The 14123-nt window shown below is 57.7% G+C and carries 11 protein-coding genes; 5 read left to right on the forward strand and 6 right to left on the reverse strand.

The window, feature by feature from the left end; genetic code table 11:
• Both mfd and ACR0NW_RS01155 read right to left on the reverse strand, forming a co-directional pair.
• The gene (mfd, locus tag ACR0NW_RS01150) at nucleotides 1-3456 is read right to left on the reverse strand and encodes a transcription-repair coupling factor (RefSeq protein ID WP_480449353.1); all 3456 of its coding nucleotides are present in this window, start codon (nucleotides 3454-3456) and stop codon (nucleotides 1-3) included.
• Between the two features lie 20 nt (nucleotides 3457-3476).
• Complete coding sequence (locus tag ACR0NW_RS01155) at nucleotides 3477-4001, reverse strand: component of SufBCD complex (protein WP_170650129.1); 525 nt, start codon at nucleotides 3999-4001, stop codon at nucleotides 3477-3479.
• 121 nt (nucleotides 4002-4122) lie between these two features.
• On the opposite strand from ACR0NW_RS01155, the gene hemB reads away from it, so the two are divergent.
• The 4 genes from hemB (at nucleotide 4123) to ACR0NW_RS01175 (ending at nucleotide 8984) form a co-directional block, all read left to right on the forward strand.
• Nucleotides 4123-5121 (forward strand): porphobilinogen synthase, encoded by a 999-nt coding sequence (gene hemB, locus ACR0NW_RS01160; protein ID WP_480449351.1) that lies wholly within the window; start codon nucleotides 4123-4125, stop codon nucleotides 5119-5121.
• Between the two features lie 142 nt (nucleotides 5122-5263).
• The gene (locus ACR0NW_RS01165; RefSeq protein ID WP_170650133.1) at nucleotides 5264-5836 is read left to right on the forward strand and encodes a YSC84-related protein; all 573 of its coding nucleotides are present in this window, start codon (nucleotides 5264-5266) and stop codon (nucleotides 5834-5836) included.
• Nucleotides 5837-6005: 169 nt separating this feature from the next.
• Entirely contained in the window at nucleotides 6006-8468 is a 2463-nt protein-coding gene (locus ACR0NW_RS01170; protein ID WP_480449349.1) for a penicillin acylase family protein, read from the forward strand.
• Nucleotides 8469-8525: 57 nt separating this feature from the next.
• Complete coding sequence (locus ACR0NW_RS01175; RefSeq protein WP_480449347.1) at nucleotides 8526-8984, forward strand: nuclear transport factor 2 family protein; 459 nt, start codon at nucleotides 8526-8528, stop codon at nucleotides 8982-8984.
• A 2-nt stretch (nucleotides 8985-8986) separates the two neighbouring features.
• Here ACR0NW_RS01175 and hflX read toward each other — a convergent pair whose 3' ends face one another.
• The 4 genes from hflX to trkA all read right to left on the reverse strand — a co-directional run bounded on the left by hflX (nucleotide 8987) and on the right by trkA (nucleotide 13541).
• The gene (gene hflX / locus ACR0NW_RS01180; RefSeq protein ID WP_480449345.1) at nucleotides 8987-10258 is read right to left on the reverse strand and encodes a GTPase HflX; all 1272 of its coding nucleotides are present in this window, start codon (nucleotides 10256-10258) and stop codon (nucleotides 8987-8989) included.
• Nucleotides 10258-10497, reverse strand: coding sequence for an RNA chaperone Hfq (gene hfq, locus ACR0NW_RS01185; RefSeq protein ID WP_005982826.1), 240 nt, complete (start codon nucleotides 10495-10497; stop codon nucleotides 10258-10260). Before hfq ends, hflX begins: the two co-directional genes overlap by 1 nt.
• 132 nt (nucleotides 10498-10629) lie before the next feature.
• Entirely contained in the window at nucleotides 10630-12165 is a 1536-nt protein-coding gene (locus tag ACR0NW_RS01190; RefSeq protein WP_480449343.1) for a TrkH family potassium uptake protein, read from the reverse strand.
• Nucleotides 12165-13541, reverse strand: a complete 1377-nt coding sequence (gene trkA / locus ACR0NW_RS01195; RefSeq protein WP_170650143.1) for a Trk system potassium transporter TrkA — start codon at nucleotides 13539-13541, stop codon at nucleotides 12165-12167. The genes ACR0NW_RS01190 and trkA overlap by 1 nt, the downstream gene beginning before the upstream one ends.
• A gap of 96 nt (nucleotides 13542-13637) precedes the next feature.
• On the opposite strand from trkA, the gene ACR0NW_RS01200 reads away from it, so the two are divergent.
• Nucleotides 13638-14117, forward strand: a complete 480-nt coding sequence (locus ACR0NW_RS01200; RefSeq protein WP_480449341.1) for a hypothetical protein — start codon at nucleotides 13638-13640, stop codon at nucleotides 14115-14117.
• The last annotated feature ends 6 nt before the right edge of the window (nucleotides 14118-14123 follow it).

Here is a 14123-nt window from a genome sequence, read left to right on the forward strand (position 1 = left end):
TTAGGCGCGGGCCTTTTTCATTTCGGCGATCAGCTTCTCGGCCAGATCGCGCGCTATCGCAAAAGCACCCTTGATCTTGTCGCTGTCCTTCTTCCAGTCGCGGCGCACAACGATCTTGTTGTCCTTGACCTTGGCCAGCCCACGCTGGTTCTGGATGAACTCGACCAACCCCTGAGGCGAGGCGAATTTGTCGTTGTGGAACTGAATCGTCGCGCCCTTGGGACCACCATCGAGCTTGGCAATGCCCGCCCGCTTGCACATCGCCTTGATGCGGACGACCAGCATCAGGGTGTTCACCTCTTTCGGCAACGCCCCAAACCGGTCGATCAGTTCGGCCGCAAAACCTTCCAGTTCAACCTTGGTCGACAGGGATGACAGGCGACGATACAGACCAAGACGAACGTCCAGATCGGGCACGTAGTCTTCGGGGATCAGGACCGGGACACCCAGATTGATCTGCGGCGCCCATTGGTCGTCGGCATCCGACAGCCCCTCCATCTCACCTGCCTTGATCTTGGCAATCGCCTCTTCCAGCATCGACTGATAGAGTTCGTAGCCCACATCGCGCATCTGACCCGACTGTTCCTCGCCCAGCAGGTTGCCCGCACCGCGAATGTCGAGGTCTTGAGAGGCCAACGTGAACCCGGCCCCCAGCGTGTCGAGCGACCCCAGAACACGCAGCCGTTTCTCGGCTGTTGCGGTCAGTTTTTGGCGCGGTTTCGTAGTTAGATAGGCATAGGCGCGTGTCTTTGACCGCCCCACCCGGCCCCTGATTTGATAAAGCTGCGACAGACCGAACATATCCGCCCGATGCACGACCATCGTGTTCGCGGTGGGAATGTCCAGACCGCTTTCCACAATCGTCGTGGCCAGCAGCACATCATACTTACCGTCGTAGAACGCGTTCATCCGATCGTCCAGTTCACCTGCCGCCATTTGCCCGTGGGCCACGACGTAGGTGAGTTCCGGCAGTTGGTCCTTCAGAAATTGTTCGATGTCCGGCAGGTCAGAGATGCGCGGCACCACGTAAAAACTCTGCCCGCCGCGATAATGTTCGCGCAATAGCGCCTCGCGAATTGTGACCGCGTCAAACTCGCTGACGTAAGTGCGAATGGCCAGACGGTCGATGGGCGGCGTGCCGATGATCGACAGATCACGCACACCGGTCAGCGACAGTTGCAGCGTTCGCGGAATAGGAGTCGCGGTCAGGGTCAGCACGTGGATGTCACTGCGCAGCTGTTTCAGGCGCTCTTTGTGACCAACACCGAAATGCTGTTCTTCGTCGATGATCAACAGACCCAGGTTGTTGAACCGTATCCCCTTGGCCAACAGGGCATGAGTACCGATCACAATATCAACTGTTCCGCGCGCAAGCCCGTCACGGGTCTGCTGCGCCTCTTTGGCCGAGACGAAGCGTGACAGTTGCCGGACCTCCAGCGGGAACCCCCGGAAGCGTTCTTTGAAAGAGGCCGCGTGCTGCCGCGCCAACAAAGTGGTCGGGGCAACGACAGCCACCTGAACCCCTGACATCGCAGCCACAAAAGCTGCGCGCATGGCGACCTCGGTCTTGCCGAACCCGACATCACCGCAGATCAGACGATCCATCGGCGCGCCCGAGTGCATGTCCTCCATCACTTCCGATATGGCGCGCAGTTGGTCGTCGGTTTCCTGATACGGGAAGCGGGCGCTGAATTCCTCCCACGCGTGGGGTGGCGGGTCCATGACCGGAGCTTTGCGCAAGGCGCGCTCGGCGGCGATGCGGATCAGCTTGTCCGCCATCTCGCGGATGCGCTCTTTCAGTTTGGCTTTCTTGGCCTGCCATGCGCCGCCGCCCAGTCTGTCCAGCAGCCCCTCGTCATGACCGTATTTCGACAACAGTTCTATGTTTTCAACCGGCAAGTACAGCTTGGACTGTTCAGCATATTCCAGCAGCAGGCATTCATGCGCCGCGCCGGCTGCCGTCACGACCTCCATCCCTCTATAGCGCCCAATCCCGTGATCCACATGCACCACCAGATCGCCGGGGCTGAGTGACTGGGTTTCGGTCAGGAAATTCTCGGCCTTGCGGCGCTTTTTTGGCTGGCGGATCAGGCGATCGCCCAACACATCCTGTTCCGCGATAACCGTCAGACCGGGCGTTTCAAACCCATGCTCCAACGCCCAGACGGACAGATGCAAACCGCGTTTACCAATGCGGCTGCCGTCGGTCACCGGAATGGCTTCGGCAAGCCCCTCATCCTCGATCAACCCGGTCAAACGCTCCCGCGCACCTTCGGAATACGAAGCGATAAGAACCGGCCCCTTGTCCAGTTTGTCTTTGATGTGGCTTGCCAACGCGCCAAACAGACTAATGCTTTCCTGCTGCCGTTCAGGGGCGAAATTGCGCCCGATCCTCCCCCCGGCATCAATCACACCCGGACCACTAGCCTGCGGCAGCGGATTGAACTGCAACACGCGACGATCACCGATAGTCTGGTCCCATGCAGCGTCATCCAGATAAAGCAAACCGGGCGGAGTGGGTTTGTACACCGTGTCCATGCGCGACCGGTTTTCCAGCGCCAGACGCCTTGTTTCATACTGGTCCTCGATACTCTCCCAACGCGCCAGCCGCGCAGGGGTTACCTGATCATCCAGTGTGACGGTTGCTTCGGGAAGATAGTCGAAAAGAGTCTCGAGCTTGTCGTGAAAAAACGGCAGCCAGTGTTCCATCCCCTGATGCTTGCGCCCTGCGCTAACCGCTTCGTATAGCGGGTCATCAGTTCCGGCGGCACCGAACTCGATCCGGTAATTCTGGCGGAACCGGGTTATTGCGGCATCGTCCAGTATGACTTCGGACACCGGGGAAAGTTCCACCACTTCCAGTTTTTCGGTCGTACGCTGCGACACCGGGTCGAACCGGCGGGCACCATCCAGAACATCACCGAACAGATCCAGCCGCACCGGGCCGGTTTCTCCGGGTGGGAATATGTCGATAATGCCACCCCGAATGGCATAGTCACCGGGCTCCATTACCGTTGGGCTTTGCGTGAACCCCATACGAACCAGAAAGTTCCGCAACGCATTTTCGTCAATGCGGTTTCCGACCCGCGCTGTAAAGGCAGCCTCGCGTAACACCTCTCGTGCCGGAACCCGCTGGGTTGCGGCGTTCAGGGTCGTCAGCAGCACAAATTGCCGGGGCATCTGATGCACCAGCGCGGCCAGCGTCGCCACCCGAGCAGCAGCGATATCCGGGTTAGGTGAAACCCGATCATATGGCAGGCAATCCCAGCCAGGAAAAAAGAAGACCGGCATGTCGGGGGCAAAGAAGGCCAGCGCCGCGCGCATCGCCTCCATCCGCTTGTCGTCACGGGCAACGTGACAGACCGGTCCACCCGAACGCGCGACCTCGTTCAGAACAAGTTGCGCGTCAAAGCCTTCGGGCGCGCCGCCAACTGTTACACAGTTCAGAGCCTTCATCGGTTGCCCTTGCATTGTTGTTAGTACAGAACACTGATCCCGATGTTCTGATACATCCCCCAAAGCGAAGTCACCAGTATCGCAACCATGCCAATTAGCTGAGAATACAACCGGCACCGCAGCAATCCTTTTGACACCAGTTCCAGCGTCATCTCCTGGCTGCCCAGTTTGCGGGCCAACCGAAAATTGAGCATTGCGACGAAGCTCATCGGGAAGATCAGCAGAAACACAGCCTGAGCAAATTCGACGCCATAATAAAATCCGAGCATTGCCAGTCCGGTAAACAGAAAACTTCCCATCAGGAAAATCATGAAACCGGACACTTCGACAATGTACAGGATCCTGTTCCTGTTGATCCTCACTATGTCCAGAAGGTCCGCTTCGGCCTGACCGCCGACGCGCCGGGCGCGCATGATCATGTCATACGGGACGCCCATGATCCAATGACTTGCAGAGGACCAGACCACGGCCAAAGCGATCCAGAACCACAGATTCGAGAAACTCCGCATGTCTATGAGTTCGAGAATCGTGGAATACCAGTCCAAGCCCCTGCCCTTTTCTTAAACGTCTTTAGGGGGTTCTATCGCGCAAACGCGGCCAATGGTACCCTTGAGAACTGGATGAATTCATGCCACCCAATGCGCGATAGTGCAAGGAGAGCGTGCCATGAAACCCACCGTCGCCCCGTATCCTCTCGCCCGGTTCCGCCGCGCGCGCCAATCCGAGGCGGTTCGGGGGCTGGTACGCGAGACCCAATTGTCAGTGAACGATCTGATCTGGCCTGTTTTCGTGCGCGACGGCGAAGGGATCGAAGAACCCGTGCCTTCGATGCCGGGCGTTATGCGCCGCTCTGTTGATCTGATCGCGAAAGCCGCGATTGAGGCACAGGCCCTTGGGATTCCCGCGGTATGCCTGTTTCCCTACACCGATCCGTCCCTGAAAACCGAGGACTGCGCCGAGGCCTGGAGCCCCGACAACCTGTCAAATCGTGCCATTCGGGCGATCAAGGCTGCGGCACCCGATATTGCAATCATGACCGATGTCGCGCTGGACCCGTACAATATCAATGGTCACGACGGCTATGTTGTTGACGGGGAAATCGTAAACGATGCCACGATCGAGGCCTTGGTCAAAATGACATTGGCACAGGCCGAGGCAGGTGCGGACATCATTGGCCCCTCAGACATGATGGATGGGCGGATTGGTGAAATGCGCAAGGCGCTGGAAGGTGCGGGGCACCACAATGTCATGATCCTCAGCTATGCCGCGAAATACGCCAGTGCTTTCTACGGACCGTTTCGCGATGCCGTGGGCGCATCCGGCGCGCTGACGGGCGACAAGAAGACCTATCAGATGGATCCGGCCAATTCGAACGAAGCCCTGCGCCTGATCGAGCGCGACCTGAGCGAAGGCGCCGATATGGTGATGATCAAACCGGGGATGCCCTATCTCGATATCTGTCGCCGGGTTAAGGACACGTTCGGAGCCCCGACATACGCCTATCAGGTCTCGGGTGAATACGCGATGATCAAAGCTGCGGCGCAGAATGGCTGGATCGATGGTGAAAAGGCGATGTTCGAAAGCCTGCTGGCTTTCAAACGGGCTGGCTGTGACGGAGTTCTGACGTATTTCGCCCCCGCAGTTGCTCGTATGCTGAACGGCTAAAACTCCAATTTCACGCAATTTTTCGCCTATTTAGGAACGGTGACTGGCAGCTTTCCCGTGACAGCGCCACCTAATCGGCGTATTCTTGCGCCCAAGACCGGGCCAACCCGGCTTAATCAGGCGTATCGACAGAGAAAGAAAAATGAGCAGTTCCCAATCTCCACGACTGACCCGTCGCGGCTTTGCTTTTGGCATGGCCGGACTGACGCTGACGGCCGCCTGCGGCAACGGCGTTGGCAACTCGAACGCAGCCACGATCGACGCGCGCGTGGATGCGACACTGAACGAAATGTACAGCCGTTATCCGAACACGATTGAAATCTCTGAAAAGGCAACCGGTCTGCTGGTGATGCCGTTGGTCACCGAGGCGGGATTTGTGTTTGGCGCGGGCTACGGGCGCGGCGCACTCCGCATTCAGGGTGTCACGGTAGACTACTACTCCGCCCTGAAAGGCAGCGCCGGATTGCAGATCGGTGCCCAGCAATATGCGCACGTCCTGTTCTTTATGACTCAGGACGCACTGAATGATTTCCGCCGGTCCAGCGGTTGGACCGCCGGTGCGGATATCGGCTATGTCGTCAGCGATCAGGGTGATTCCCTGTCCACCGACACCACGACCCTGCGCTCGCCCGTTCTGGCGGCCATATTCGGTCAGGCTGGGCTGCAGATCGGTGCGACATTGGACGGCACGAAGTATACCCGCATCATCCCCTAAACCGTTATTCACCACCCCCCTCTCGGCAACCCCGCCAACGGTATCTCACCTTGGCGGGGTTTATGTTTTAAGGCAGTTTTCCCAAGGTTCCCGGCCTGTTTCCCTTTCGGTTTCCCGCGCCTTCAACTAATCTTTGCATAACAAATATCCTGATGACACCGGAGAACAGATGGGTCTTATCTTTCGCTGGCTTGTGCGGTTAGCTGCAGGTCTGGTCGCACTGGTTGTCGCCGCTATTGTGCTGATCTATTTCCTCGCTGGCCAATCCCTGCCCGAGTACAACCAGACCCTCCAGGTCGAGGGGATATCCGCGCCGGTCGAAGTCGTTCGGGACAACGCTAATGTGCCCCATATTTTTGGTGAATCCGATCCGGATGTCTTTTTCGGGTTGGGGTATGCCCACGCGCAGGACCGTCTTTGGCAAATGACGGTAATGCGGCGCACGGTTCAGGGGCGTTTGTCTGAAGTGTTCGGAACCCGCACCGTTTCTGTCGACAAGCTGTTGCGTCGTCTGGATCTGTACGGTCTGGCCCGGCAATCAACAGAAGTTCAGGATGATTACACGCTTGCCGCGCTTGAAGGGTACGCGGCGGGCGTCAATGCCAGGCTGACTGAAATCAATGAAAAAGCACTGGGACGCGGTGCCCCTGAAATGTTTCTGTTCAATGCGCCGGTCGCCCCGTGGCAGCCTGCGGACAGCATCGCGATAATCAAGCTGATGGGGCTTCAGCTATCCGGGCATCTTCAGGAGGAGGTTCTGCGCGCGCGTACATCGCTGATGCTGGACAACCCTGCCCGTCTGGCCGATGTTCTGCCCGATGTACCCGGAGCCGGTATTGCCGCCCTTCCGGAATACTCAGCTCTGTTTCCAAATTTGCCTCGCTTTGCCCAAGGCACTCCTGCCGCGGACAGCCCAATTGCACCCTTCCCTCAACGCGGTCTGGCCGGTGCCTCTAACGCATGGTCAGCTGCGCCGTCACGTTCTGCAAGCGGTGGCACGCTGCTGGCAAATGACCCGCACTTGGGTTTCACCGCCCCCGGCACTTGGTATCTGGCGCGGCTTGAATTGGACAAGGGTGGCGTTATCGGCGCGTCAATTCCTGGTATTCCGGTGATCCTGACCGGGCGCAGTGATCGGTTGGGCTGGGGCGTGACCTCATCCTATCTCGACGATCAGGACGTTCATATCGAACAGTTGAATCCGGATAACCCCGAAGAATATCTGTCTCCGGATGGTTTCAAAAAATTCAGGTCCCGCCCATCGATCATTGAGATCAAGGATGCGCCGCCAATCACGCTGACCCTGCGTTGGACCGAAAACGGGCCGGTTCTGCCCGGCAGCCACTATAATCTTGAAACCATAACGCCACCCGGCCACGTCGCTTCACTGTCATGGACTGCACTCAGCCCAAAGGACACATCCATGACTGCGGCTATGGCCCTGATGAACGCGGACAATGTTCGTCAGGCCATTCGCGGAGCCGAAGGTTTTCTGGCGCCATCTCAAAATCTGTCCCTCGTGGACAAGACAACCATCGGGATGAAGCTGATCGGCGCGATGCCCAGCAGAAACCCTCGCCATCAAAGCAAGGGCCGCATCCCCAGCCCCGGCTGGTTGCAGGAGAATCTGTGGCAGGGTCGCCTGCCTTATTCCAAAAACCCCGAGTTCGTAGCGCCAGTGGGAGGGCTTTTGGGCAATACCAACAACAAGATCGTCGATCGCCCATTTCCCGATCATGTCTCGTTTCATTGGGGCGATACCCAGCGCGTTGAGCGGTGGGAAAAACTGATGCAATCGCGCGAAGTTCACACCCGTGACAGCTTTATCGAAGCTCAATTGGATACGGTCAGCTTCACCGCCCGCTCCCTGCTGCCATTGGTGGGGGCAGATTTATGGTTTACCGGGGAATCCGCACCGGAAGGTACCCCCGAACGTCAACGGCAGATTGCATTGGCGCTTTTGGCCGAGTGGAACGGCGAAATGAACGAGCATTTGCCGGAACCACTGATCTACGCAGCGTGGCTTCGGGCATTGCAAAACCGACTGATTGTGGACGAGCTGGGGCCGCTTGCCAGTGAATACAAGCATGTCGAACCGCTGTTCATCGAACGGGTCTACCGGGATATTGATGGTGCTTCGGTCTGGTGCGATGTCATTCAAAGCGCCCCGCAGGAAACTTGTACGGACATGGCCCGGCTTGCACTGGACGATGCACTGATCTGGATTACCGAAAGATACGGAAGTGCGCTGGAGTCGCTTCGCTGGGGCGATGCGCATCAGGCCACGCATGACCATCCGGTTCTGGGTTCTGTGCCGCTGCTTCGGTACTTTGTGAATATCCGGCAATCGACCAGCGGCGGCGACAACACCCTGCTTCGCGGGCGTACATCAGGTGAAGGGCCGGACCCGTTCCAGAATGTGCATGGTGCAGGTTACCGCGGCGTTTATGACTTTGCCGATCCCGACAGTTCGGTGTTTATCACCGCTACCGGCCAATCCGGGCATTTCCTTTCCCGTTATTATGACGATCAGGCGCAACTCTGGCGGCGCGGCGAGTATCTGCCCATGTCGCTGGATGCAAATCTCGCAAGGGCGGCTGCCGTGGGAACGACCCATCTGGTTCCCCGCTGATACAGGTCTACTGCTTTCGCCCATTTAGGCAAATCCCCGCCCCTTTTGCGGCACGGCGTGGACCTTCCGCCCGATTTTCGCGTACCTTTCCGGGAACGGCGCACCAAATTGGGGGTACAGATGGGGAGCGTTCGAGATACTCTTAACAATCTGGCGCGCGACTACGCAATCGCGTGGAGTACGGGGAACGGAGAGATCGTCTCTGAGTTTTTTGAGTTGAACGGAAGCGTATCCGTCAACCGTGGTGTCCCGCTGGAGGGGCGTGCCGCCATAGCGAAAATGGTGCGGGACGTTCATGCCGAAATTCCCGATCTTGAGCTTCGGTGCGATATGTTGCGATGGGCTGGCAACCATGCAATTTTTGTGTGGACCCTAGAGGGCCATCATTTCGAAACGAACAATCACATTGTGAGCCGCGGCTGGGAAGATTGGGAGTTTGGCGCAGATAACAAAATTCTATCTGCGCAAAATTGGTACGATGCTGAGGAATACCAGCGCCAGATCGAAGGTCGCTGAGGCTAAAGCGCGTAATATTGCGCTTCCTGCTTGTTGGTCCAACGAACGGTGATTTCGAACCCGTCTTCGGTTTGGGCTTCGGATCGCACGACATCCTGACGATACAGCCAAGCCCGCTTGTTCCCTTCGGCGAACCCCAGATTCAAGGTGGCTTCGTGACGGGCACCCTGCAGTTGGGCCGCAATTTCCGCCAACAAGGGGTCAACGCCGTCACCGGTGATTGCCGAAATCGCAAAGATCGACGGATCGCGATCAGCGCGGGCCAGCGCGGCCTCGCGCTCTTCAGGCGCCAGCAAATCGGTCTTGTTCCATACCTCAAGGCGGGCGCGATCTTCACCTACCCCCAATGAGGTCAGGATAGCCTCGACATCCTGAGCCTGCGCTTCGGTTTCCTCGTGACTGATATCTCTGACGTGAACGATGAGGTCGGCCCCCAGAACCTCTTCCAGTGTCGCGCGAAACGCTGCCACCAGTTCCGTCGGCAGGTTCGAGATAAACCCCACCGTGTCAGACAGGATCACTTCGGGTCCATCGGGCAACTCAACACGCCGCATTGTCGGGTCCAGCGTGGCAAAAAGCATGTCTTTTGCCATGACCTCTGCCCCGGTCAGGCGATTGAACAGCGTGGATTTACCGGCATTGGTGTAACCGACCAGCGCAACAATCGGATATGGGATTTTGGCCCGCGCCGCGCGATGCAGCGTCCGCGTCTTGACGACCTTTTGCAGTTGTCGCCTGAGGCGCACAAGCTGCTCGTCGATCGCGCGACGGTCCGCCTCAATCTGGGTTTCACCGGGACCGCCGACGAACCCCAACCCGCCCCTTTGACGTTCCAGGTGCGTCCAAGCCCGAACCAGCCGCGTACGCTGATAGCTGAGCGCGGCCATCTCAACCTGCAACACACCCTCGCGCGTGCGGGCGCGATCCGAAAAAATCTCGAGGATCAATCCCGTGCGGTCAAGAATTTTGACCTGCCATGCCTTTTCCAGATTGCGCTGCTGAACCGGAGAAACCGGTCCGTCAATCAGAACCAGTTCAACCTTGTTGTCATGGAACTTCTCTCGCAGTTCCTCGATTTTTCCTGTGCCAAACAAATGTCCCGGCTGCGCGCGTTGCAACCGCACAATCTCGGAACCGATCACATCCAGATCGGGCAGCGCCGCCGCAAGTGCGACGGCTTCCTCCAGCGCTGGTTCGGGAACACGGCGCGTATCGTCTGACTTGATTTCGGGATGCAGCACCCAGGCGCGGGTGCGCACCCTGTCATGTTCCATCAAGAGGCGTCTTCGCCCTCATACAGGTTGATCGGCTGTGACGGCATGATGGTTGAAATCGCGTGCTTATAGACCAGCTGCGACTGTCCGTCGCGGCGCAACAATACACAGAAATTGTCGAACCAAGTGATTACACCCTGCAATTTCACGCCGTTGATCAGGAATATCGTGACCGGGACTTTTGCTTTCCGTACATTGTTCAGGAATGCGTCCTGAAGATTCTGTCTGTCCGAAGCCATATTTTTATAATCTCGCCGTTGTTCTTGCTACGCGCTGCGGACCAACGCGCTCCCTCCTGACAAGTATGGAGTGGCGCGCCAAGATATTCCAGATGAAAAAACAGATGGATGAAAGCTGTTGTTTCCGGTGTCCTAGCCCCGCCACAACGCAGGCGTTGCCAAAGCGATGATTGCAAGGGTTTCAAGACGCCCGATTACCATCGCTGCGCACAGTGTCAGTTTTGTGCTGGCACCGAGGTCGGCCAGCCGGATTGGGACGTCTGTTGCAAGTTCGATCAGCGGTCCTGTGGTACTGAGGCTTGCAACACTCAGCACCATCGCCTGTTCGAATCCGACACCCTGAGCAGACAAAACAATGTTGAACAGCGCCAGCGACAGGGCAAACAACATGAAAAATATCCACGCGATAAACGCGCCGTTTTTCTGAATGCGTCGGTGCCCGCCAGAGCCACCAACTGATGACGGATGGATAAGGCGTCCGATCTCACGTGCGCCGTTCAGGTATAGCGCAAAGACCCGCAAAAGCTTGACCCCGCCCGCAGTGGTGGCAACGCCACCGCCTATCAGCGCCAGACCCATCAGGATCAGCCCCGGCGTACCAAGGCCTGACAATTGCTGTGCATCATTCCAGTGCGCGCTTTCGAAACCTGTTGTTGTCAGAAAGGACATTGCGGTCAACAACATACCCCAGAAAACGGAAAGCGCCTGTTCCGGCTGGGGGTCGACACCAATTTCGCTGGCTGCAAACAAAATCCTGAACGACAGAATTATAGCAACGACCAGAACGATCATCAGGCCAATGCGAAATTCGGGGTCTTTGTCCAGCCGCGAATACCCCCTGGTTGCGGTGTCCGCCGAGAAGGTCAGACGGGACAAAGCAAAGAACAAAAACAGGAACAGAATTGCCTCACCCGTGAAACCTGCGGACGACCCCTCCAACCCGCCAACTGGCGAGATTCCCGAAGTGGCCATGACCGACATCGCGTGGCAAATGGCGGTCAACCCTTCCTCACCGGCGATCAAAAGCAAGATCCAAATGACGACAGTCAGCCCGACATAAACCGGCGCCAGAGTTCGCGTTACCCGCAGCAAACGCCCCCTCGGATCTACCCTCTCGCTCTGAGCAACGCCCGAAACTGGCCGACCGGGTACGCCCTGAGCAGTTACCTCGAAACCACCCAGTGACAGAGGGGCAAGAATGGCCGAGGCCGCAACCCACATCAAAAGACCGCCCATCCAACCGACCTGAGCTCGCCACAAATGCAAAGGCGAAGACAGCCGCGCGGGATCGTTGAACAAGTCGGCGCCTGTGGTGGTCAGGGCACTGACCATTTCGAAATATGCATTAATAAATGTCGTGGTTCCAAGCGCGTCATGCAACGGGATAGCCAGAAACAAGGGCAAGGCCAAAAACACGCCCAGCAATACCGCCAATTGGCCAAGTGTGCCCCGCTTTGGTTGCCGGTTCATGGACGCCAAAGCGATCATCGTCATGATAATCAGACCCAAAAGTCCGGAATAGAAAAACGAGCGTGATGTCGGATGATCGTCCAATGCCAGCGCGTAGATGGCGGGAATCCACATCGATACGGAAACGATCCCCCAAATCAACAGAAACAGCGGCAACCGCCGGAATACACTAAGGTCCTGTTGCCGCGTGTGTTTCATCAGAAAAAGTCGATCGAAACCTGCATCAAGCGCTCGACCTCGGGAACGTCATCGGCCATCGCAAAGATCGCAACCACATCCTTTTCGTCAATGCGTAGGCTACCGGTGGGGCGAACCACCTCGTCACCCTTGCGAACCGCGCCGACCAATACGCCCTCGGGAAAGTCGATGTCCCGCAGTTTCTGACCAGCCATGGGAGAGGTGGAAAGAACCTCGGCCTCGATAACCTCGGCCTCGGCGTCACCAATGGAATAGACCTGACGCACGCGACCGTGGCGGATGTGCCGTAAAATCGAACTCACAGTCGTGGCGCGTGGATTGATATAGGCGTCAATGCCCAGCGGCCCCATCAGAGCAACCATGCTGGGATCATTAATCAGCGCAATCGCCAGCGCACAACCGTCCGCCTTGGCCCGTACAGCCGCCAGCATGTTGGTGCGATCATCGTCCGTGACCGCCAGCATTGCATCCGCCCGCTCAATCCCCGCTTCGCTCAGCAACGCGGAATCCAGACCGTCACCGTTCAGCACAATCGTGCGTTCCAACGCTTCGGCGGCCACTTCCGCGCATCCTCGGTCGCGCTCGATGACCTTGGCGCGCACGCGGCTTTCGCGTTCCTCCAGCGTCTTTGCCACTTCAAGACCGACATTGCCGCCACCAACGATGACTACCCGATCCTGCTTTTTTTGCGCCTTTCCGAATACTTCCATGGTTCGGTCGACATCTTTGACGTTGGTGAACACGTAGCATTCGTCGCCGACAAACAACTGATCATCCGGTTCCGGGGCAAACAGAGACCCCTCGCGGCGCACACCTACCACGATGGAACTGAGGGTCGAAAACAGGTCCGTCAACTGCCTGAGGGGCGTGTTGACGATAGGGCATTCCTCATCGACGCGGATGCCAAGCAATTGCGCCTTCCCGTCCATGAAAATCTCAGTGTCAAATGCAGACGGGGCGGATAGGCGACGCATCGCAGCGGCGGCCACCTCGCGCTCGGGGCTGATCACCACATCAATCGGAAGATGGTCGCGTCGATACAGGTCCGAGTGAATGGCTTCGAGGTATGACTTTGAACGCAGACGCGCAATCTTGCGCTGAATCGAAAAGACCGAATGCGCCATTTGGCAGGTAACCATGTTCACTTCGTCAGAATGGGTCGCGGCGATGATCATATCCGCGTCACGCGCCCCTGCCCGATCCAGAACATCCGGGTAACTGGCAAAACCTGCAATCCCCTGAACGTCCAGAGTCTCGGTCGCCCGGCGCACCAGGTCCGGATTGTTGTCGACCACAGTGACGTCGTTCAGCTCACCCGACAGGTGCCGCGCGATCTGCCAGCCAACCTGACCGGCGCCGCAAATGATGACCTTCATGCTTCTGGCCCTTCTGCCTGAGAGTTTTGAATGACAGATGCCCTAAGGACGGTCAATTGATTTGTCATGGCCAACCGCCTGAGGCAAGATAACTGTATGAAAACAATACTTCGTCTTATTCTGCCCGTTGTTTTGCTGTCATCCTGCGGCTCGCTTTCCCTCTATTACCGCGAGGGGCAAACAGTTTCGCGCATGCAAACCGAAACGACTGCCTGCCAGGTAAAGGCCTTGAAAGAGGCCCCGGTGGCGAACCAGATCCGCCAATCCGCACCGGTCTATTGGCCGGGGACGAGGCGTTGCGACAGTCAGGGGCGCTGCTATACGACACCTGGCTGGTGGCAACCCGGGCGAATTTATTCAGTCGATGTAAATCAGAGCCTTCGCAACCAGATTGAGGCACAATGCATGGCCGGCAAAGGCTATCGCTCGGTAACACTGCCACCGTGCAAACAAAGCGTGAAGGCACAAGTGGCACCAGCCCGAACCACCACCCTGCCGCCACTGAGTGGGGCGTCCTGTTTCAGGAAGTTCGACGATGGCTCATTCCAGATCGTCACCCCCGGACAGGCGGGGTGATGTCCG

This window comes from Ruegeria sp. CF5 (assembly GCF_056537325.1).